Raw genomic sequence first — 21,175 nt, 5'->3', positions numbered from 1 at the left:
AGTCGGTACCCTCACCCGCGCCCACCGGTCACGCAGGCGAGTCCGCAAGCAGCCAACTCAGCACCTTGGGCAGGGCCCGCAACGCCGCGAAGTGCGCAGCACCGGGCTCAAGCACCGCCGTCGCCCGAGGAATCCGCGCAGCCAGCCAGGACGAGTGCGACGCCGGCGAGAAGACATCCTTCGCCCCGTGCCACAACAGCACCGGCACCCGGATATCAGCCGGGTCGAACCCCCACGCACCGGTCAGCGCCAGCGCGTCATCAACCCACCCGTACGGCGAAGTCCGCAACGCCTCCCGGTAGTTGCGCAACAGCATCGAACGAATCGCGTTGTCCGAGACGATCAACCGGTCGTCGTCGGTGAGTTCCCCCCTCAGGTCCTCCAACAGCCGTACGGGATCACGGCGGATGGCGGCGGAGCGCGGGATCAGCCGGGCCACGAACCGCTCGGGGTCGTTGAACGCGGTCCGGAACTCGTTGACATTCGACGGCGCCATCCCCGCGAACCAGTCGAGCCCCTCCGCGTTCCGCGGCGCGAGCCCGACCAGCGCCGCGGCCCGGGTCACCCGCTCCGGCATCAGCGCGGCACACGCCAGCGCGTGCGGGGCGCCTCCGGACCGCCCGGCCACCGCGAACCGCTCAAGGCCCAGCGCGTCGGCGAGGACGGCCACGTCCGCCGCGACGTCGACGACACGACGCCCCGGCTTGCGGTCGGAACCCCCGTACCCGGGGCGGTCGTAGCTGATGAGCCGGGTGCCGCGCTGGTAAAGGAACATGGGCCGCGGCCGGGGTCCGACCCGGCTGCCCGGCATGCCGTGCAGCAGGAACACCGGGCGACCGCGCGGATCGCCCGAGATCTCGACGCGCAGCAGCCGCCCGTCCGCCGTCCGCACATGGTCACGCACAGCGCTCCCCCTCCCTCGGTCCGGTGGACCGGGACAAACGCTGCCCGATCCCTGCCCACGCACCCGTGCGACGAAACGAATCCGCAGGTCAACCGAGCTTCATATCAAGCCACTTGACGGTGCTCCCGGGACCTCCGTAACGTCCCACTCTGTACGCGGATATGACCGTGATTCACATCCAAGGACGAGGACGAGGGCGAGGACGGGTGGCCATGACCCAGCGACGTGTGGTGGTGTCCGGCGGCGGTACCGGGATCGGCCTGGCGACGGCGGAGGCGTTCGCCGCGGACGGGGACCGGGTGGTGCTCCTCGGCCGACGCGAGGACGTACTGCGCAAGGCGGCGGACGCGCTGAACGACCGGTACGGGGAGTCCACGGCGACCTGGTGCGCGGCCGACCTCGCCGACCCCGAACAGGTCGGAGCCGTAAGGGAGTTCATCACCGCGGACGAGACCCCCGTCGACGTCCTGGTCGCCAACGCGGGCGGCAACGTGGCTCCTTCGCACGACGGCAGCCCGGCCTCCATCGCCGACAGCTACCGCCGCAACTTCGACGCCAACGTCCTTACCGCGGTCCTGCTCACCGAGACGCTGCTCCCCCACGTCCGCCGCCCCGGCGGCCGCATCGTGCAGCTCTCCTCGATCGCCTCCCTGCGGGGCCCCGGCTCGTACGGCGGCTCCAAGGGCTGGATCAACACCTACACGTACGACCTCGCCCAGCGCGTCGGCTCCGAGGGCATCACCGTGAACGCGGTCGCCCCCGGCTTCGTCGGCGACACCGAGTTCTTCGGCGACCGCGCGACACCGGAGTTCGTCGCGTCCCGGGTGGCCCAGTCCCTGACGGGGCAGCCGGGCCACCCGTCGGAGATCGCGGCAGCCATCCGGTACGTGGCCTCACCGGAGGCGGCGTACATGACGGGGCAGCTGCTGCACATCAACGGCGGTGCGGCGCTGGGGCGTTAGCCTCCAAGCCCCGTACCGCCCGCACCACGCGCACTGCCCGCACCACGCGCACCGCCCATACATTCCTCGGCCTCCGAGGACCGTCAGACCGGCGGCCGGGGCATCACGGTCACTTCCGGGATGGTGCCGCCGCACCGCGGACGTTCGCGCGACGAACGATGACAAACCCCCTTTCTCCTGGCCGCCTGGCCACCGCGGCACAACCCTTCGGCCGCCCGGGCGGTCTCATGTGCGGGGAACCGGAATTTCCCCTTCGTTGGCCCATCCATCTCCGACGCTTCACTCAGAGGGACCTCCATGCTCCGTGCCGCTCCCGACCGTCACCTGCTCCGCAAGACCGCCGGCGCGATCGGCGCCGTCGCTCTCGTCGCGCTGGGCGCCACGCCCGCGACCGCCGCGGACGACCCCCAGCCCGGCCTGGCCCTGAGTCCGATCTCTCTCATCGACGGCGTCAAGCCGGGCAGCAGCTTCGTCGTTCCGGTCACCTTCATGAACAGGGGCTCCACGGCGCTCGACAAGGTCTGGCTGTCGTACAACGTCACCCGCGGCCTCGCCCACACGGAGCTGCCCTCCAACTGCCTCCGCTACGAGATCCATTCCTACGACGAGGCCCCGAGCTACTCCGACGCGGTCTGCGAGTTCGACCAGACAGTGGAGCCCGGCGTCGTCTACGCACCCGAGAAGACGCTGACGCTGAAGGCTCAGGACTGGGCGCTGTACGACAAGCTCCGGGTCGCGGTCACCAGCTACAACTCCGGCGGCGACGACGGCGCCGAGGAGCCCGTACGCGGCACCGGCCCCGCGGTGAAGCTGGTCGAGCAGCCCAGCCCCACTCCCGGCGCCGGCGACGCGAACCACCCCGACTGGGACGCGGCCAACGTGGAGGTCACCGCGGACAACACGGCCGACTTCGAGGTAACCGGAGCGAAGCTGACGGGCCGCGTCGGCGACACGGTCACCCTGAACGCGAAGTTCACCAACGCCGGGCCGGGCTGGGTGCTGGGGCGCCTCGGCAAGTCGGTGACCAAGGTTCTGATCCAGATGCCCGCCGGTACGACGGTGACCAAGGCCACCGACTACTGCAACAAGGTCGGCTCCGGAAGCTACGAGTGCGGCACCAGCCAGTCCTGGGTCGACGAGGGCGACGGCGAGACCTACGCCTTCAAGCTGAAGATCGACAAGGCGGTCGCGGGAGCCAAGGGTTCAGTGGCGCTCGACGCGGAGGACCGCCCCTTCGACAAGCACAAGGCGAACGACACGGCCGCCATCGAACTCGCCGTCGCCGGTGGCGGCTCGGGTGGCGGTTCCGGTTCCACTGGCGGCAGTGGCTCGACGGGCGGCAGCGGGTCGACGGGCAGTGGCGGGTCGACGGGCAGTGGCGGGTCGACGTCGTCCACCGGCGGTTCCGGCTCCAGCGGCTCCACCACCACGGGCGGCTCCTCGACGACCGGGTCCTCGGGCTCCTCCTCCACCACCGGTGGGGACCTGGCGAGCACCGGTTCGGGTTCGACCCTGCCCATCGCGGGCGCGGCCGCCGCGGCCGTAGCCGCCGGCGCGGGCGCCATCGTGCTGGTACGCCGCCGCGCGGCCCGCCGCTGACCCCTGGCCCTTACGAGAACCCGTCCGGCACGTCGAGCTCCGCCTCTGCGTGCCGGTCGGTTCGGGTCGGTACGGAGTTGAGCTCAGTACGGCAGAACTCGCCCCGAAGGCGTCCTCCGGTCGATCTCCAGGTCACGGCGAGGGGCGGGCCGACGGCTGACGCGAATACGGATCTGACGGTTCATGACGCCTCCCCATGCCTTACGCCTGATGCCTGATACGCCCAGCCTCCTCGCCGGTGCGTCCCGGCACATCGTGCCCAGGGAGGCACCGGTTATCCCTCCGTGGCAGCAGCCGCCTCCGACCGCCGCACTTCTGCGGGAGGACGCCGCAGCGCCCTGATGGTTCAGACAAACGGCGTTACGTGCGCGAAACCTTGACGATCACTGCCCCGGGTGCCACGATTCCGGCGCCGCGATGTTTACGTAAACATCGACAGAACCCACGACCCCCGAACGTGACCGAGAGATCCGGTCACCCTCTGTTCCCGCGGATGTTTACGTAAACACCGGCAACACGGGCCGACCGACGGCGAGCCGAACCCACTCGTCCGGCGACCCGGCACCCCTCCCGACGGCCGCTCACCCCCGTGCAGCGCAGGCTCCGCCCTGCACCGAGTCGCCATCTCCTGAAAGGGCAAGCTGATGCGCAACACCCCAGCCGGCACCCGCTTCACCACCCGGCTACGCGCCGCCTTCGTGGCGATCCTGATCGCCGGGACCAGCGGCACAGCCATCGCCGGCAGCCCCGCCTACGCCGCCCCGAGCGGAGACACGGCCCAGTTCAAGGGCGTCAACTGGGCCGACCCGCGCGACAACTTCGCCGACGACCCGGTCGTCCTGTCGGGCCTGTCGCTCTCCGACACGTACGCCCAGACGTACACCAAGGCGAGCCGGGTGATATCGGCCTTCCGCGCGAATCTCGGCGCCAACACGGTCCGACTGCCCATCAACCCGTACACGGTCAACGGCAGTTACTGGAAGTCCTACCGCGGGGTCATCGACGCGGCGTCGGACAAGGGCTTCAAGGTCATCGTCTCGTACTGGGAGGGCACGGGCGCCCAGAAGGACGGCTTCATCGACGACGAGGCCACCTACTGGCCCATGTGGAACACCGTCGTCAAGGACTACAAGAACGACAAGCACGTCTACTTCGAGCCGATGAACGAGCCCCACGGCTACACCGACACCGAGTGGGCCGACATCGCCGCGAAGTGGCTGTCGACGTACCCGTCGGTCCCCCGCAACCGGGTGTTCGTCAGCGGCGCCGGATACAACGACCACGTCACCACGGTCTGCGCCGACCCGCGCCTGAAAGGCACCTACCTGTCGCTGCACCACTACGGGTTCTGGAAGAGCTACGCCACCTACGACCAGTGGGTGGCCGACCTCAAGGAGCGCATCGGCGACTGCCCGGGCCGGACCGTGGCCGACGAGTTCGGCGCCCCGATGACCACGGGTCTCAACTACAACGTGCCGACGCCCGACGACAACTACATCAACTACGTCCAGGCCGTCACCGACACCTTCCGCGAACTGAAGATGGGTTCGGTCTACTGGCCCGGCCTGCGCACCGACGACACGTACTCGCTCCAGACCCTGACCGGCGATCCCGCCCGCCCCTGGCTGGCCACCACCAACCAGTCCGGCGCCGACCGCCTCGCCTGGGGCTGGGGGCGCGGCAAGCCCGTCCAGTCCTGAGCTGAGCTGAGCTGAACCGGAGCGAACGGGAGCGAAACACACAACCGCGGCCCCTGGACCAGCTCCAGGGGCCGCAAGATCCGGCGAGACCGGCTTCTACGAGGGCGTGGCGTGTAGGTGTTCAACGGCCCGGCGACCTGCCGGGGGCGCGTACGACCAGGGCCATCAGGGCCGCGATGAGGCATACCGCGCTCAGTGTGGTCCACACCACGTCGTAGGTGCCGAACAGGTCGCGTGCGGTGGCGCCGAGGAAGGCCGAGGCACCCGCGCCCAGCTGGTGGGCGGAGTTCGTCCAGCCGAAGACGACGGGACCGTCTTCGCCGTAGCAGACATCTCGGTTGACGTTGACGTCGCAGACGCCAGTGCCGAAACCGACCCGGGCGGACTTGCCGCTGCGGCGATCGCGGTCGAGGTGGCCCGGGTGATCTGGACGTACTGGGCTGCCGCTGCCGACGTCGTGGTCGCCTGTACGTGCGGGGCGGAGAACGTGTGCGTCACGGTCACGACGATGTCGGCCGTCGCCAGGCCGGAGGCCTTCGCAATGGTCGTCCTCATCGCGGCGATCGCTTCCGCACTGATCGGGGTCAGGTCGAGGACGGCGAGAGCGAGGCGGCGCGAGCCGTTCTCCAGCAGGAGGATCCGCACGTAGAGGTCGTCGTGGACCGTGGTGAAACCGTCGAGCGGCAGGAGTGACGACGGGATGTCGATCGCGCCCGGCCGGCCCCCGCCTTCAGCCCCGCACTCGTGGCGGCGTCCGCCGTCGTGGCACCCGCGAGGGACGTCGCGGCTGCCGCCACTGCGATCGAGCTACCCAGGAACGACCGCCGGCGCAGCGGACTACCGAACCGAATGTCCTCGTTCTCATTCTTGGGAACCACGCCTTTCTCCTTAGCATTCAAGCCACACAGTCAGAATTCAGCGAATTTCCGCCATCGGCAAAGCGAAAGAAAGCACCTGGTCGAGGCACATGAGCGGGGCGGGAGGCGGGCGGCGGACGGATCGTGAGGCGCCAGGATCGTCACACCGCAAATTTAGGGCGTCAACAATTGAGGACCGTTATCTTAAGACGATCTCCTATGTGGTGAGGCGGAGGAGTCGTTTGTAGCAGCACAAGGCGGCGGGGCCGAGGAAGGCCAGGTAGTTGCGGGGCTGCGTTCGTAGCGGGGGCTGAGTCTGCGGTAGCCCGACAGCCAGGAGATGGTCCGCTCGATTGGAGTTGGTGCAGGACCGCTTCGTGCAGCCGGCCCCAGACGCCGGCCCGCGACCAGATCAGGAACCGGCGGTGAGCCGTCGACTTCGATATCCCGAAGCAGGGCGGCAGGGCCCGGCAGGCACAGCCGCTCACCAGCACGTAGATGATCGCCGCGAACAGCGGCTCATCAGGCGTGTTCTGGGTCCCGCCGCCCTGCGGGCGCACCTGCTCCTGCGGAATCAACGGCCTGGCGATCTCCCACAAGCCGTCCGGAACAATCCAACTCCACGTACCCGCCCCATACACAGACCAACGCGATCACCACATAGGACATCGTCAAGTCGAGGCTCTTTGACATTCAATCCACAGGTCTTGGAAGTACCTTCCCGTGGCGAGCGCGCAGGGCCGCCTCTCATCGTGAAACCAGACGAGAGCTACAGAGGAGTACTCCGTGACCGAACCACGCACCGACCATGAGAATCATGAAGGCTCGCGTGTCCACGGACACCGTCGCCACGAGCCCGGTTCGCCGGGATTCGCGTCGCGTCGCCGGTTTATGACGCAAGCGTTCGCGGCGGCGGGAGTCGCGGCATTCTCCACGATGTTCGCTGTGTCCCGATCGGATGCGTCGACGGATACGTCGTTGACCGCTTCGTCGGCCACGCCGTCGGCTACGCCGTCGGATGTCCCCTCGGGTGAGCCGAGCGGTTGGCCCGGAGGCGCGGGTGGCGGCGGCGCCCCGGGGGTCAAGGACGAATTCGTGGGTGTGACCACGGACGGCACCGTGATCACGGACCTCTACAGCATCCACAGGACCGGCGCGCCCACAAGGAAGATCGTGGCCGCCGCCGAGGCATGGCTCGCCTCCCTCACGGCCGCACAGCGCGAGGCCGTCACGTTCCCCGTCAACGCGTCTGATTACACCCAGGATCAGTGGCGCCTGTGGACCAACGTCGACGGGGACCGGGACGCAGGCCTGAGCCTGCAGGACATGACGACGGCTCAGCGCACCAAGGCGCTGTCGATCCTGAAGGCGGGCCTGAGTGCCCGCGGGCTCGAGAACGCCGACAAGGTGCGCCATCTCAACCTCTACGGCGGGCAGTTGGTCGACCTTACCGACAAGTTCAACGACGAGCTGTACTGGCTCACCATCATGGGAACCCCGTCGGCCACGGAGCCGTGGGGCTGGCAGTTCGAGGGTCACCACCTGGTGATCAACTACTTCGTCCTCGGCGACCAGGTCGTCATGACCCCGACCTTCATGGGGACCGAGCCCCGTGTCGCCAACTACGGCATCGACAGCAAGTACGAAGGCACGAAGAGCTTCGAGGACGAGCTCGCCGCCGGCTACGCTCTCGTGCGCTCGCTGAGCGCGGACCAGCAGTCGGTCGCGATCACCACGAGCGCCACCAGCGACAAGGACCTGACGGCCGGCGCGTACGCGGACAACGCGGTCATGGCGTACGAGGGCATCAACGCCACCGACTTGAACCACGCACAACTGGCGAAGCTGTGGAAGATCGTCGAGCTGTTTGTCGGGAACGTCGACGAGCACCACGCCAGGGTCAAGATGGCCGAGGTCAAGAAGTACAAGGACGAGACCCACTTCTCCTGGCACGGCGGCACCGACGACGACGTTCCGATGTACTACCGCGTCCACAGCCCCGTGATTCTCATCGAGCTCGACTCCCAGGACCTCGGGCCCATCGGAAAGGCGGCGGGATGGGCGGCCGGGATGACTCAGCGGCACATTCACGCCATCATCCGCACCCCCAACGGCAATGACTACGGTAAGGATCTTCTGGCCTTGCACCTGGCCCTCGACCACTGACGAGGTCGTCTCAGCGGGTGTCCTGTGAGCCTTGTCCGATGTCGGCTCAAGTTGCTTTTCGGAGGCGGTTGGTGCCGGCGGGGCAAGGGTGAACAGGCCGGGTCCAGCCTCGGTGGGGACGCCGCGGCCGACCCGGCGGAGGACATCAGTGGCGATGCCCCGCTTGCGGCCAGGGCTCTTCTTGCGGGGATCGAACCCGGTCGTCTCCCTGGCGCGTGCGGCGAGGCCCGCACGGCCTGGGAGTCCAGCACGACGGCGGTGGGGTCCTCGTGCCGCCTGCGACGGGGACGTCGGACACTGATCCCCACCGACTCCGCCGACGGCACGTGGGCGGAGTCCTCGATGGCGACGGCGCCTCACCTCGTCGGTCGCGACGTAGGACGGTGCGCTGCGGATCCAGCCGGTGCCGTCGGCCGCGTTGGTCTGCTCGGTGGTGACCAGGCCGGCCGTCGGAGCGGAGCGCGTCGCCTGTACGGGCCGAAGGCGTCCGGGGCCTGGCCGGCGTTCTCGACGATCCCGGCGCCGACCGTGACCGGCTGGACAAGGAATGGGTTCGCCGCCCTGGTCGGCAGCGACCTGTACCTCACCCACGCCGCGGACGGGTTCGGTGCGGGCAGCAGCTGGTACGGCAGCGTGCAGCCAACCGACGGCTTGGACGTCACGTTCGAGGTGGAGATGAGTGGCGGCACCGGCACGGACGGCGTCACGTTCGCGCTAGCGGCCCCGGCCACCGCAACGTCGTTCGTCGGCGCGGGCGGCGGCGACCTCTGCCTCACCGGCTGCACGTCGGTCGCGCTCGCCCTCGACACGGGAGCCGGATCCCGCGCCCGGCAGCAACGACAACCACATCGTCAGGGTCCGCCGCCTTCGTCGCCCGCGGCGGCATCCAGCTCTGACAACACGGGGCCCCCTGCGTGGTCCTCGCGACCGTGCAGGGGGCGCTTCGTCGTGTCCAGGGTCAACGCAGGGCGTCGATGGCCTTCACGATCAGGGCGCGCGCGCCGGCGCCGTACACGGCCATGCCGTGCAGCTGCTCGAAGGCCTTCAGGTACAGGACGATCTCCGACGGCTGGGTGATGTTCACCTCGGCCGACAGGAACTCCACCGATACGAGGGTGTCGTCGTACACGTGGAACGTCTCGACGGGCCACTGCAGGCGCTCGCGCGTGGCCATGGGGACGATGCCCAGCGACACCTGCGGCAGAGCCCCAGCGGTGAGCAAGTAGCCGAGCTGGGCAGCCATCGCGTCCTCGTCGCCCAGCTGGGAGTACAGGACGGACTCCTCGATCAGCATCACGAACCGGTGCCCTGGTTCGTGGATGACGCGAGACCGTTCGACCCTGGCGATCGCAGCTGCCGCGCCATCGTTGACGGGGATGCCCCGGAAGTCGGCAATGCTGCTGAGCAGCGCGGCCGCGTACCCCTCGGTCTGCAGCAGGCCCGGGACCATCGTCGATGAGTAGATCCGGAACAGTCTGGTGTCGCGAAAGAACTGCACCACGCTGTCCTGCAGTTGCTTCATGCCGCGGCGCACCTGGTGCCGCCACTCGCTGTACATGGACTCGGCGTTCAGCGACTGGGTGACCAGGTCTTCCGCCTGCTCGGTCGCGGCGCAGGCGTTCGCCCATGCCCGTATGTCGTTGGCCGAGGGGGCGGTGACGGCGTTCTCGATGCGTGAGGTCTTGGAGTGGTGCCAGCCGCACCGGCCGGCCAGCTCGACGACTGTCAGCCCGGCGTTCTTTCGGAGGTCGCGCAGCCGGAGCGCGACGACTTCGCGCGCGGCCTGGGCAGACGAGGACGGGGAGATGGGCATGAGCTGGCCTGTCCGGTGCTTCCTGTCAGTGGATCTCGTACTGGTCGTGTGGGGTGGCGCGGGCCCACACCGCCTCGAACGCCTCGGCGCACAGCTTGGCGGCGCCCGGGTCGCCCGTGATCTCCTCATCGGTCCAGGACCCGTCACCGGCGAAGTGGTTCCAGTGGACCCACTGCTCGTCGAAAAGCCAGAAGTCGTTGCCTGGCAGCGCGATGTCGGATGCACGCCGGCGTGGCAGCCACCGCACCTGCTCGCCCGCAGCGACGTTCGTGAACGTGCCGTCGTGCAGGAACTTCGTGTACTCGCTGACCGGCTCAGACACGATCCGGGCTCGGCGCACCACGATGCCGCGGCCCACGGTCTCCTGAATCAGGTCGAGCCACGGCCGCCACCACGACTCACGATCGGCCGGGTCGTGGCGGAAACCGTTCCTCCACTCGGCGAACGGGCCCTCTTCGTAGTCGACGGCATACGCGTCGCGCATCTCCAAGTGCACTGCTGAGCGCGCGCAGTTGGCGATCAGCTCATCAAATGTCGGCACGCTCGACGGCATCGCGCGCCTCCCTGATCATGTGCACCATCCTGGCGGGGATACGGATCACTGCCTCGCCTTCCGGGATTCCTGTCGCGTGGCCCGGCACCTCGAACGCGGCGCATTCCGCCTCCAGTTCAGGTCCCGGCGTCCACGCCAGCGGAGGCACGCGGATGACGACCATGGACCCGCCCATCACACTCGAACTCCCTCTCAGCGAACCAGCCCCGGCACCGGGCTGCGGCGTCTGCGAGGCCCTAGCCCGGCAGCGGGCCGAGTACGCGGCCGCAGGGAACCCGTCGCGGGCGACGGACTGCAGTGTCGAGATCCGCAACCACCCCCACCCGAAGCACGCCGGCAGCGCGTCGTGAGCGGCGTCAAGCGGGAGTGGCGCGACTCGGGAAGCGCGTCCGGCCACACGCAGACGGTCGCCGACAACGGCACGTACAACCGCATGCAGACCGCGTACCGCGCCTTCATCGAGCACTCCACCGCGTGCGCCGACTGCGGGCACGGGGAGACGCGGCGCCCGGAGGCGGACCGGCTATGGAGGGCGTACCGCACCTAGCCCCCGCCCGTCCCTGCACCCCGTGAGCTCTGGGGGCGGGCGGGACCAGGCCCCGGCCGGACGCCGATCCGGCCGGGGCCGCTCCATGTCGTGATCGTCCGTCTCTCGGGCCAGCAGCGGGCCGGCTAACGATCTCCAGAGACGCAAAACGCCCCTCGCTCAGCGAGGGGCTGACGCACTGTCGCAGGTGAAAACGTTCCTGCTGTGACAAGCGATGGTGGGGCGGGTGGGACTCGAACCCACGGCCGGCGGATTATGAGTCCGCTGCTCTAACCGGCTGAGCTACCGCCCCATACGGCGTGTCGCGCACATTTGTGCGCGCCGTCTGCCGCAGCATAGCCGCTCATACGATCTCCTGCCTCGGATGGTCGGCATCCACGACCATGAGGACTTCGGCGTGCCCTGCGCGGTTCCCGCGGACATGAAAAAGGACCCCTGAGGGGTCCTCTTCCGTTGCTCTCCCGACTGGACTCGAACCAGTAACCTGCCGGTTAACAGCCGGCTGCTCTGCCAATTGAGCTACAGGAGATCGAGCTCCCCCGACTGGACTCGAACCAGTAACCTGCCGGTTAACAGCCGGCTGCTCTGCCAATTGAGCTACGGAGGATTGCTTCGTTGCATCGAACGCACCTACCTGGGTATTCGCCAGGGGGCGTGCGCTCGCTGCGACACATACATTAGCGCAAGCAGGGGGGTGCTCCGCCAATCGGTTCCCCCCGCGACCGACGCCGCACCACAGACCTACGCAAGGGAAGGGTGGCAGCCATGCGCTACAAGCTCACGTTCGTCGTCGGACTGGCCCTGGGTTACGTGCTGGGCACACGTGCCGGGCGCGAGCGCTACGAGCAGCTGAAGAAGTCCGCGCGCCATGTCGCGCAGAACCCCGCGGTGCGTAACACCGCAGAGTCCGCCGCCCAGCAGGGCCGCGAGTTCGCGGGCAAGGCGTACCACGTGGTGAGCGAGAAGGTGGGCGACAGCGTCCCCGACTCGGTGGCCGCGCGGGTGCGCTCCCTGCGCGAGCGGAACCCCAGCAGCAGTGGCGAGGACGACTGGGGAACCAGCAATACCTGACTCCCCCGTGCAGCGCGGCTGACTCCCCGGTGCAGCGCGGCACACTCACCTCTCGCGGTACGGCAGAATTTCCGCCATGGGGATAGTCGCCGGGTTGGACAGTTCGCCCGATTTCACTCGTATCGTCGTCTGCGACACGGACACGGGTGCCGTGCTCAGGCAGGGGTATGCGCCGCATCCGGTGGAGAGCTCTGAGGGCGGCGGGCGTCCTTCCGATGTCGATCCGCAGGCATGGCTGCTGTCCCTGGGAGAGGCGGCCGGCGGCGGGCTGCTCGAAGGGGTGCAGGCCATCGGTGTCTCCGCGCAGCAGAACGGGCTGGTCCCGCTGGATGTGCAGGGGAACACGGTGCGGCCGGCGCTGGTCGGCGGTGACAAGCGGGCGCAGGTCGCCGCCGCCGATCTGGTCGACGCGCTCGGCGGGCGCGAGGCGTGGGCGCAGGCCGTGGGCTGCGTGCCGCAGGCCGCACAGCCGGTGACCAAGCTGCGCTGGCTGAACAAGACCGAGCCGGAGTCGGCGCTGCGGACCACGGTCCTCATGCAGGCGCACGACTGGCTGGTGTGGCAGCTGCTCGGGCGGCCCGCGCGAAGGACCACCGACCGGGGCGGGGCCTCCGGGACCGGGTACTGGTCGGCGGCGACCGGCGCCTACCGGCCGGATCTCGTCGAGATGGCGCTCGGGCACCAGGCCGCGCTGCCCGACGTGCTCGGCCCGTCCGACGCCGCCGGTACGACCCCCGAGGGGCTGCTGATCTCCGCGGGGACCGGCGAGACCATGGCGGCGGCCTTCGGGCTCGGGATCGGGCTCGGGGACGCGGTCGTGTCGCTGGGCGCCTCCGGGTCCGTGATGGCCGTACATCCCGAGGCGCTGGTGGACTCCTCCGGCATGATCACCTCCCTCGCGGACGCGACCGGTATGCATCTGCCGGTCGTCACCACGCTCAATGCCGTACGGGCCCTGCGCGGCGCCGCCGAACTGCTGGGCCTGTCCGACCTGGAGAGCCTGTCCGACCTGGCGATGAAGTCGACGCCGGGCGCCCACGGGCTCGTCATGCTGCCGTATCTGGAGGGCGAGCGAACGCCGAGCCTGCCGCACACGGCGGGGACGCTGGCCGGGCTGCGGCGGGAGTCGATGCGGCCCGAGCATCTGGCGCGGGCCGCCTTCGAGGGCATGCTGTGCGGGCTCGCGGACGCGCTGGACGTGCTGCGCGGGCGGGGTGTCGACGTACGGCGGATCTTCCTGCTGGGACCGGCCGCCGAGCTGCCCGCCGTGCAGGCCGTGGCGCCCGCGCTGTTCGGCGCGCAGGTCGTGGTACCGCAGCCAGCGGACTACGCGGCGCTCGGCGCGGCCCGGCAGGCGGCCTGGGCGCTCGGCGTCTCACAGGGCACGCTCGACCCGCGGACGCCGCCCTCCTGGCAGGGTGCGGCCGCGCAGGTGCTGGAGCCCGGTGAGGAACTTGCCGTGGGACAGGCCGTACGACAGCAGTACGTATCCGTACGTGAACAGACGCATCCGGGGGCATTCCGGGCGTGACGCGCCCCCATCGGCGTAGGTCCGAGGACTGAGGTCTGACCCACTCTTGGACCGCACTTGGGTTAATCAGTTGAGGTAACACGGGGGGAGTGTTCGACGATGGGGGGTGGTGCACCACCGATCGCCCGCCGATCACCCACCGATCGCCGAAGGAACGGCGATCGATTGGCGATCGATCGGCGATTGATCGCCCTGCCGTCGACGACGACCCGAGAGACCCGCGTGCTCATACGACTCCTTCGGACCTACCTCAGTCCGTACAAGAAGCCCATCGCCCTGCTGGTGGTGCTGCAGTTCCTGCAGACCTGCGCCACCCTGTATCTGCCCACTCTGAACGCGCACATCATTGACAACGGTGTCGTGAAGGGGGACACGGGTTACATCCTGTCCTTCGGCGCCGTGATGATCGCCATCTCGCTCGCGCAGGTCGTCTGCAACACGGGGGCCGTCTACTACGGCGCCCGTACCGCGTCGGCGGTCGGCCGGGACATCCGGGCCGCCGTCTTCGACCGCGTGCAGTCCTTCTCCGCACGCGAGCTCGGCCACTTCGGGGCGCCCTCGCTGATCACCCGCACCACCAATGACGTCCAGCAGGTGCAGATGCTCGCCCTGATGACGTTCACCCTGGTGGTCTCGGCGCCGATCATGTGTGTGGGCGGGATCATCCTGGCCCTCGGCCTGGACGTGCCGCTGTCCGGGGTGCTGGTCGCCGTGGTGCCGGTGCTCGGCATCTGCGTGACCTTGATCGTGCGCCGGCTGCGCCCGCTGTTCCGCCTCATGCAGGTCCGCCTGGACACCGTGAACCGGGTGCTGCGCGAGCAGATCACCGGCAACCGCGTGATCCGCGCCTTCGTGCGCGACGACTACGAGAAGGACCGCTTCCGGGGCGCGAACACCGAGCTCACCGAGGTGTCGCTCGGCACCGGGCGGATGCTGGCGCTGATGTTCCCGATCGTCATGACGGTGGTGAACCTGTCGTCCATCGCGGTCGTCTGGTTCGGCGCGCACCGGATCGCCAGCGGTGGCATGCAGATCGGCGACCTGACCGCGTTCCTCGCCTACCTCATGCAGATCGTGATGTCCGTGATGATGGCCACCTTCATGTTCATGATGATGCCGCGCGCCGAGGTCTGCGCCGAGCGCATCCAGGAGGTCCTGGCCACGGACAGCAGCGTGGTGCCGCCGACCGCGCCCGTGCTGGAGCTGCGGCGCCACGGCCACCTGGAGATCCGCGAGGCCGGCTTCCGCTACCCCGGCGCCGAGGAGCCCGTGCTGAAGGGCATCGACCTGGTGGCGCGGCCCGGCGAGGTGACCGCCGTGATCGGATCGACGGGCAGCGGCAAGTCGACGCTGCTCGGGCTCGTACCCCGGCTCTTCGACTCCACCGACGGTGAAGTGCTCGTCGACGGCGTGGACGTGGCGACCATCGATCCGAAGCTGCTGGCCAAGACGGTCGGCCTGGTCCCGCAGAAGCCGTATCTGTTCGCGGGCACCGTGGCCACGAACCTGCGGTACGGCAATCCGGACGCCACCGACGAGGAGCTGTGGCACGCGCTGGAGGTGGCGCAGGCGAAGGGCTTCGTCGAACAGCTGGAGAACGGCCTGGACTCGCCGATCGCACAGGGCGGCACCAATGTGTCGGGAGGTCAGCGGCAGCGGCTCGCGATCGCCCGCACCCTTGTCCAGCGCCCGGAGATCTACCTCTTCGACGACTCCTTCTCCGCGCTCGACTACGCGACCGACGCGGCGCTGCGTGCGGCGCTCGCCGAGGAGACCGCCGAGGCGACCGTGCTGATCGTCGCCCAGCGGGTGTCGACCATCCGGGACGCCGACCGGATCGTGGTCCTCGACGAAGGCCGGGTCGTGGGCACAGGGCGTCACCACGAACTGATGGCGGACAACGAGACCTACCGGGAGATCGTGCTCTCCCAGCTGACGGAAGCGGAGGCTGCCTGATGGCCGGGCCTATGGGGCGGATGATGGCCGGGGGCGGCCCCGATCAGCACTCGATGGATTTCAAGGGGTCCGGCAAACGGCTCCTCGCGCAGTTCAAGCCCGAGCGCGGCACGATGTACACGATGCTCACCTGCGGTGTGCTGAGCGTGGGGCTGTCCGTGGTGGGCCCGAAGATCCTGGGCAAGGCGACCGACCTGGTCTTCGCCGGGATCATCGGACGGCAGATGCCGTCCGGCGCCACGAAGGCCGAGGTCCTCGCCTCCATGCGCAAGCGCGGCGAGGGCGGCATGGCCGACATGCTCTCCGGGACGGACTTCACGCCGGGCAAGGGCATCGACTTCGGCGCCGTCGGGAACGTACTGCTGCTCGCGCTCTGCACGTTCCTGGTGGCCGGTCTGCTGATGGCCGTGACCACCAGGCTCTCGAATCGGGCGATCAACAAGACGGTCTACCGCCTGCGCGAGGACATTCAGGCGAAGCTGTCGCGCCTTCCCCTCTCGTACTTCGACAAGCGGCAGCGCGGTGAGGTGCTCAGCCGCGCCACCAACGACATCGACAACATCGGCCAGACCCTTCAGCAGTCGATGGGCCAGCTGGTCAACTCGCTGCTCACGATCATCGGCGTGCTGGCGATGATGTTCTGGGTGTCGCCGCTGCTCGCCCTGGTCGCGCTGGTCACGGTCCCCCTCTCCTTCTTCGTCGCCACGCGCGTCGGCAAGCGCTCGCAGCCGCACTTCGTGCAGCAGTGGCGCACCACCGGCCAGCTCAACGCGCACGTCGAGGAGATGTACACCGGGCACACGCTGGTGAAGGTGTTCGGGCGGCAGGAGGAGTCGGCGGCGCAGTTCGCCGAGCAGAACGAGAAGCTGTACCAGGCCGGGTTCAAGGCGCAGTTCAACAGCGGCATCATGCAGCCGCTGATGATGTTCGTGTCGAACCTGAACTATGTGCTGGTGGCGGTGGTGGGCGGACTGCGCGTCGCTTCCGGCTCCTTGTCGATCGGTGACGTACAGGCCTTCATCCAGTACTCCCGGCAGTTCTCCATGCCGCTGACGCAGGTCGCGTCCATGGCGAACCTGGTGCAGTCCGGGGTCGCCTCGGCGGAGCGCATCTTCGAGCTGCTGGACGCGGACGAGCAGGAGGCGGACCCGGTGCCGTCCGCCCGTCCCGACGAGCTGCGCGGGCGCGTGGCGCTGGAGAACGTGTCCTTCCGGTACGACCCCGACAAGCCGCTCATCGAGGATCTGTCCCTGAAGGTGGAGCCCGGGCACACGGTCGCGATCGTCGGCCCGACGGGCGCCGGCAAGACCACGCTGGTCAATCTGCTGATGCGGTTCTACGACGTCACCGGCGGGCGCATCACCCTCGACGGGGTCGACATCGCCTCGATGTCCCGGGACGAACTCCGGGACGGGATCGGCATGGTGCTTCAGGACACCTGGCTGTTCGGCGGCACGATCGCCGAGAACATCGCGTACGGGGCCTCGCGGGAAGTCACCCGCGGGGAGATCGAAGAGGCGGCGCGTGCCGCTCACGCGGACCGGTTCATCCGGACGCTGCCCGACGGGTACGACACCGTGATCGACGACGAGGGTTCGGGGGTGAGCGCGGGTGAGAAGCAACTGATCACGATCGCTCGGGCGTTCCTGTCCGACCCGGTGATCCTGGTCCTCGACGAGGCGACCAGTTCCGTCGACACCCGTACCGAGGTGCTCATCCAGAAGGCGATGGCGAAGCTGGCGCATGGGCGTACGTCGTTCGTCATCGCCCACCGTCTGTCGACGATTCGCGATGCCGACACGATCCTGGTGATGGAGAACGGGTCCATCGTCGAGCAGGGCGCCCACGCCGAGCTGCTCGCCGCGGACGGGGCGTACGCCCGCCTGTACAAGGCCCAGTTCGCGCAGGCTGTGGCTGAGGTGGACTAGGTTTTCGCCCCCGGCGCCCCTGCCCTTCCCGTCCTGGGGCTCCGCCCCAGACCCCGCTCCTCAAACGCCGGAGGGGCTGCAAATGGCGGAGCCGCCAGGTACGGGATGGGCAGGGGCGGAGGGGGCGAACAAACCCTCCCTCAGTCCAGATAGCCCCGCAGCTGGTCCGCGAACGCGTGGTCCCTCAGTTTGTTGAGGGTTTTGGACTCGATCTGGCGGATGCGCTCGCGCGTGACACCGAAGATGCGGCCTATCTCCTCCAGGGTGCGGGGGCGGCCGTCCGCAAGGCCGTAGCGGAGCTGGACGACCTTGCGTTCACGCTCGCCGAGGGTGGAGAGCACCGCCTCCAGATGCTCGCGCAGAAGCAGGAACGCGGCGGACTCCACCGGAGACGTCGCATCGCCGTCCTCGATCAGATCCCCGAGGGCCACGTCGTCCTCCTCGCCCACCGGAGCGTGGAGGGAGACGGGCTCCTGGGCGAGACGCAGGACTTCGCTGACGCGCTCGCTGGGGAGGTCGAGGTGGGCGGCGACCTCTTCAGGGGTCGGTTCATAGCCCCGCTCCTGGAGCATGCGGCGCTGGACACGCACGACCCGGTTGATCAACTCGACCACATGGACCGGCACTCGGATCGTGCGGGCCTGGTCGGCGAGCGCCCGGGACATGGCCTGGCGGATCCACCAGGTGGCATACGTCGAGAACTTGTACCCACGGGCGTAGTCGAACTTCTCAACGGCCCTGATCAGGCCGAGGTTTCCCTCTTGGACGAGGTCGAGCATGGTCAGACCCCGTCCCACGTACCGCTTGGCGACGGAGACCACGAGCCGCAGGTTCGCCTCGATGAGGCGGCGCTTGGCCACGCGGCCCATGACGACCAGTTTGTCCAGGTCGAGGGCGAGCTGACTGTCCAGGTCGGGGGTGAGGCGGAGCTTCTCCTCGGCGAAGAGGCCGGCCTCGACCCGGCGGGCGAGCTCGACCTCCTCGGCCGCGGTGAGCAGCGGAATGCGTCCGATCTCGCGCAGGTACTGGCGGAACAGGTCGGAGGAGGGGCCGCCGGTGTCGGCGGTGCGGCTCCTGGGCAGTTCGACGGGCTCGGGGGCCTCGGCCTCGGCTTCGACCTCGGCGACCTCGGCGACCTCGGCGGCGCCGACGGGCGGCTCGTCCAGCTCGGGCCGCGGCGCCTCCGGCTCCGTCTCGGGGTGGTGCGCGGCACGGCTCTGCGGGGGTACCGCCGCGACGACGTCGGTCTCCGCGTCCGCGTCCGTGGTGTTGTCGGTCTGGGTGAGGGTCTGGGTCTGCACGGGGGCGACCTCCAGGAATGTCGCTTCTGAGGCGTGCGGCAGCGGTACGTCGGGGATGGGGTCGACGGCCTCGCCGCTGTCCATCCCGTAGTCGTTTAGCGGAACCGCGGGGATCGGGGACCCGTCGCGTACGGGTCGGCCGCGCTCCGAGGACTCAGGCACCGGAACCCAGTGTGGAGTACGACACATCGCCGCCACGAGGGGCGTGCGGTGACTTTTTGCGTCGGTCCGTGACCGCGCGGTTACTTTGACGTACGAGTGCGCAGCTCACCGGGCGCGAAACCCTTTGAAGGGCGTACGGGATTGGCATGTGCGCCTGGGCCGTCCAGCCTCAGTGCGCCTGAGCCCCCAGCCTCAGCGCGCCTGGGCCGTCCAGCCTCAGAGCGCCTCCGCGCCCCGCTCGCGCAACGCCTGCTCGTACTGCTGGAGCACCCACAACTCGTTCTGCACGGCCGCCAGCTGGGCCGGGTCCCCGTGGGCGCTCAGGCGGGACAGGGAGCCCTGGACGTCCCGGATACGGCGGTCCACGGCGCGGCGGCGGACCATCACGAGCTGGTCGCCCGCGTACGTCTCGTCGACGGTCTTGCGCATGATCGCCTCGACGGCCAGCTCCGTGACCATCGCGCGCACCACGTCGTCCGGGGCGGCCTCGCGGACCCGGACCAGATACTCCTGGGGGTCCTGGACGCCGTACTCGGCGCCGCCCGCCTCCATGATCGCCGTGCGTACGGCCGCGTACGGCGGGGCGGTGAACTCGTCGATCCCGTACGCGTCGAATGCCGGGGAGACCAACTCGGGCCGCTGGAGGGCGAGTTTGAGCAGCTCGCGCTCGGTGGCGAACACCGGGTTGCGGAGGTTGAGCGCCGGGCCGCCGGTGGGGGTCTGCACGGCCGCGTACGTCTGCTGGGACCGCGGCCCGGTCGGTGCCGGGCCCTTGCCGCCGCGGTCGCGGGACCAACGGGCCAGCTGAGCCACCCGCTTGACCACGAACTGGGTGTCGAGGATGCCGAGCATGCCCGCGAGCTGCACGGCGACCTCGTGCTGCGCGCCGCTGTTCTTGATGCGGGCGACGATGGGCGCCGCCTCGTCGAGGGCGGCGGCGCGCCCCGCCGGGGTCTCCAGGTCGTAGCGCAGGACGATCTGGCGGAGTGCGAACTCGAAGAGCGGGGTGCGGGGTTCGACCAGGTCGGCGACCGCCTCGTCGCCCTTGGCGAGGCGCAGCTCGCAGGGGTCCATGCCGTCGGGCGCGATGGCGATGTACGTCTCGGCGGCGAACTTCTGGTCGTCCTCGAAGGCGCGCAGGGCGGCCTTCTGGCCGGCCGCGTCGCCGTCGAAGGTGAAGATCACGCGCGCCGAGCCGTTGTCCATCAGCAGGCGGCGGAGGATCTTGATGTGGTCGCCGCCGAAGGCCGTACCGCAGGTGGCGATGGCGGTGGTGATCCCGGCCAGGTGGCAGGCCATGACGTCGGTGTAGCCCTCGACGACGACCGCGCGGCTGGCCTTGGCGATGTCCTTCTTGGCGAGGTCGATGCCGTACAGGACCTGGGACTTTTTGTAGATCGCCGTGTCGGGCGTGTTCAGGTACTTCGGCCCGTTGTCCGACTCGTAGAGCTTCCGTGCGCCGAAGCCGACGACCTCGCCGCCGATGTCGCGGATCGGCCACATCAGGCGGCCGCGGAAGCGGTCGATGGGGCCGCGGCGGCCCTCCTGGGAGAGGCCGGAGAGGACCAGCTCCTTGTCGGTGAAGCCCTTGCCGCGGAGGTAGCGGGTGAGGTGGTCCCAGCCCTGGGGGCTGTAGCCGACGCCGAAGTGCGCGGCGGCCGACTGGTCGAAGCCGCGCTCGGCGAGGAACTTGCGGCCCGTGTCGGCCTCGGGGCTGGTGTCGAGCTGCTCGATGTAGAACTGCGCGGCGGCCTTGTGGGCCTCGACCAGGCGGATGCGCTCGCCGCGCTGGTGGGAGGGGTTGTACCCGCCCTCCTCGTAGCGGAGGGTGATGCCCGCTTGCCCGGCGAGGCGCTCGACCGACTCCGAGAAGGTGAGGTGGTCGACCTTCATCACGAACGTGATGGTGTCGCCGCCCTCCTGGCAGCCGAAGCAGTGGAAGAGCCCCTTGCTCGGGCTGACCTGGAAGGACGGGGACTTCTCGTCGTGGAAGGGGCAGAGACCCTTGAGGTTTCCGCCGCCCGCGTTGCGCAGCTGGAGGTACTCGGAGACCACGGCGTCGATCGGGACCGCGTCCCGAACAGCCTTCACGTCCTCGTCGTTGATCCTTCCAGCCACGCGTGAA

The 21,175-nt window shown here is 69.1% G+C and carries 17 protein-coding genes, 3 tRNA genes and 2 pseudogenes; 11 read left to right on the top strand and 11 right to left on the bottom strand.

What is annotated here, in order from left to right; genetic code table 11:
- Positions 1-28: 28 nt before the first annotated feature.
- Positions 29-904, bottom strand: coding sequence for an alpha/beta fold hydrolase (locus tag ACZ4WS_RS12780; protein ID WP_467979779.1), 876 nt, complete (start codon positions 902-904; stop codon positions 29-31).
- A gap of 212 nt (positions 905-1,116) precedes the next feature.
- Between ACZ4WS_RS12780 and ACZ4WS_RS12775 the strand changes: the two genes are divergently transcribed.
- The 3 genes from ACZ4WS_RS12775 to ACZ4WS_RS12765 all read left to right on the top strand — a co-directional run bounded on the left by ACZ4WS_RS12775 (position 1,117) and on the right by ACZ4WS_RS12765 (position 5,165).
- Entirely contained in the window at positions 1,117-1,866 is a 750-nt protein-coding gene (locus ACZ4WS_RS12775; RefSeq protein ID WP_467979777.1) for an SDR family NAD(P)-dependent oxidoreductase, read from the top strand.
- Between the two features lie 297 nt (positions 1,867-2,163).
- Positions 2,164-3,465 (top strand): hypothetical protein, encoded by a 1,302-nt coding sequence (locus ACZ4WS_RS12770; protein WP_467979775.1) that lies wholly within the window; start codon positions 2,164-2,166, stop codon positions 3,463-3,465.
- A gap of 644 nt (positions 3,466-4,109) precedes the next feature.
- Positions 4,110-5,165: a glycoside hydrolase family 5 protein gene (locus ACZ4WS_RS12765; RefSeq protein WP_467979773.1), complete on the top strand. Its 1,056-nt coding sequence runs from the start codon at positions 4,110-4,112 to the stop codon at positions 5,163-5,165.
- Positions 5,166-5,286: 121 nt separating this feature from the next.
- On the opposite strand, the pseudogene ACZ4WS_RS12760 reads toward ACZ4WS_RS12765, so the two are convergent.
- Positions 5,287-5,490: pseudogene (locus tag ACZ4WS_RS12760) on the bottom strand (MFS transporter); the annotation flags it as partial.
- Positions 5,491-5,586: 96 nt separating this feature from the next.
- Between ACZ4WS_RS12760 and ACZ4WS_RS12755 the strand changes: the two are divergent.
- A complete protein-coding gene (locus ACZ4WS_RS12755) occupies positions 5,587-5,814 on the top strand; it encodes a hypothetical protein (RefSeq protein WP_467979771.1) in 228 nt (75 codons plus the stop codon).
- 425 nt (positions 5,815-6,239) lie between these two features.
- Here the strand turns inward: ACZ4WS_RS12755 and ACZ4WS_RS12750 are convergent.
- Positions 6,240-6,663: pseudogene (locus ACZ4WS_RS12750) on the bottom strand (transposase).
- Positions 6,664-7,117: 454 nt separating this feature from the next.
- On the opposite strand from ACZ4WS_RS12750, the gene ACZ4WS_RS12745 reads away from it, so the two are divergent.
- A complete protein-coding gene (locus ACZ4WS_RS12745) occupies positions 7,118-8,188 on the top strand; it encodes a DUF3500 domain-containing protein (protein WP_467979769.1) in 1,071 nt (356 codons plus the stop codon).
- A 958-nt stretch (positions 8,189-9,146) separates the two neighbouring features.
- Here ACZ4WS_RS12745 and ACZ4WS_RS12740 read toward each other — a convergent pair.
- Genes ACZ4WS_RS12740 through ACZ4WS_RS12730 form a run of 3 tightly spaced genes read right to left on the bottom strand, consistent with a single transcriptional unit; the run spans position 9,147 to position 10,729 of the window.
- Positions 9,147-10,001, bottom strand: a complete 855-nt coding sequence (locus tag ACZ4WS_RS12740) for a helix-turn-helix domain-containing protein (protein WP_467979767.1) — start codon at positions 9,999-10,001, stop codon at positions 9,147-9,149.
- A 25-nt stretch (positions 10,002-10,026) separates the two neighbouring features.
- A complete protein-coding gene (locus ACZ4WS_RS12735; protein ID WP_467979765.1) occupies positions 10,027-10,554 on the bottom strand; it encodes a DUF6879 family protein in 528 nt (175 codons plus the stop codon).
- Positions 10,529-10,729, bottom strand: coding sequence for a hypothetical protein (locus tag ACZ4WS_RS12730; RefSeq protein WP_467979763.1), 201 nt, complete (start codon positions 10,727-10,729; stop codon positions 10,529-10,531). The genes ACZ4WS_RS12735 and ACZ4WS_RS12730 overlap by 26 nt, the downstream gene beginning before the upstream one ends.
- Here ACZ4WS_RS12730 and ACZ4WS_RS12725 point away from each other — a divergent pair.
- Positions 10,707-10,904 (top strand): hypothetical protein, encoded by a 198-nt coding sequence (locus tag ACZ4WS_RS12725; RefSeq protein WP_467979762.1) that lies wholly within the window; start codon positions 10,707-10,709, stop codon positions 10,902-10,904. The two genes, ACZ4WS_RS12730 and ACZ4WS_RS12725, sit on opposite strands and share 23 nt — an antisense overlap.
- Complete coding sequence (locus tag ACZ4WS_RS12720; RefSeq protein ID WP_467979760.1) at positions 10,901-11,101, top strand: hypothetical protein; 201 nt, start codon at positions 10,901-10,903, stop codon at positions 11,099-11,101. The genes ACZ4WS_RS12725 and ACZ4WS_RS12720 overlap by 4 nt, the downstream gene beginning before the upstream one ends.
- Positions 11,102-11,316: 215 nt before the next feature.
- Here the strand turns inward: ACZ4WS_RS12720 and ACZ4WS_RS12715 are convergent.
- From ACZ4WS_RS12715 to ACZ4WS_RS12705, 3 genes are all read right to left on the bottom strand, one after another.
- Positions 11,317-11,393: transfer RNA gene (locus tag ACZ4WS_RS12715), tRNA-Ile, on the bottom strand.
- Positions 11,394-11,557: 164 nt separating this feature from the next.
- Positions 11,558-11,630: transfer RNA gene (locus tag ACZ4WS_RS12710), tRNA-Asn, on the bottom strand.
- Positions 11,631-11,635: 5 nt separating this feature from the next.
- Positions 11,636-11,708 (bottom strand) — tRNA-Asn (locus tag ACZ4WS_RS12705).
- 158 nt (positions 11,709-11,866) lie between these two features.
- Between ACZ4WS_RS12705 and ACZ4WS_RS12700 the strand changes: the two genes are divergently transcribed.
- The 4 genes from ACZ4WS_RS12700 to ACZ4WS_RS12685 all read left to right on the top strand — a co-directional run bounded on the left by ACZ4WS_RS12700 (position 11,867) and on the right by ACZ4WS_RS12685 (position 17,587).
- Positions 11,867-12,172, top strand: coding sequence for a YtxH domain-containing protein (locus tag ACZ4WS_RS12700; RefSeq protein WP_467979759.1), 306 nt, complete (start codon positions 11,867-11,869; stop codon positions 12,170-12,172).
- A gap of 76 nt (positions 12,173-12,248) precedes the next feature.
- Entirely contained in the window at positions 12,249-13,703 is a 1,455-nt protein-coding gene (locus ACZ4WS_RS12695) for an FGGY family carbohydrate kinase (RefSeq protein ID WP_467979758.1), read from the top strand.
- Positions 13,704-13,925: 222 nt separating this feature from the next.
- Positions 13,926-15,659 (top strand): ABC transporter ATP-binding protein, encoded by a 1,734-nt coding sequence (locus ACZ4WS_RS12690; RefSeq protein ID WP_467979756.1) that lies wholly within the window; start codon positions 13,926-13,928, stop codon positions 15,657-15,659.
- Positions 15,659-17,587 (top strand): ABC transporter ATP-binding protein, encoded by a 1,929-nt coding sequence (locus tag ACZ4WS_RS12685; protein WP_467979754.1) that lies wholly within the window; start codon positions 15,659-15,661, stop codon positions 17,585-17,587. Before ACZ4WS_RS12690 ends, ACZ4WS_RS12685 begins: the two co-directional genes overlap by 1 nt.
- Before the next feature lie 140 nt (positions 17,588-17,727).
- Here ACZ4WS_RS12685 and ACZ4WS_RS12680 read toward each other — a convergent pair whose 3' ends face one another.
- Together ACZ4WS_RS12680 and dnaG are read right to left on the bottom strand one after the other, a co-directional pair.
- Positions 17,728-19,050, bottom strand: a complete 1,323-nt coding sequence (locus ACZ4WS_RS12680; protein ID WP_467979752.1) for an RNA polymerase sigma factor — start codon at positions 19,048-19,050, stop codon at positions 17,728-17,730.
- 216 nt (positions 19,051-19,266) lie between these two features.
- On the bottom strand, positions 19,267-21,168 hold the full coding sequence (dnaG, locus tag ACZ4WS_RS12675) for a DNA primase (protein WP_467979750.1): 1,902 nt from the start codon (positions 21,166-21,168) through the stop codon (positions 19,267-19,269).
- Positions 21,169-21,175 lie beyond the last annotated feature (7 nt).

It is taken from the genome of Streptomyces sp. NPDC029292, assembly GCF_055569295.1.
This window is presented reverse-complemented; position numbering and strand designations above follow the sequence as displayed.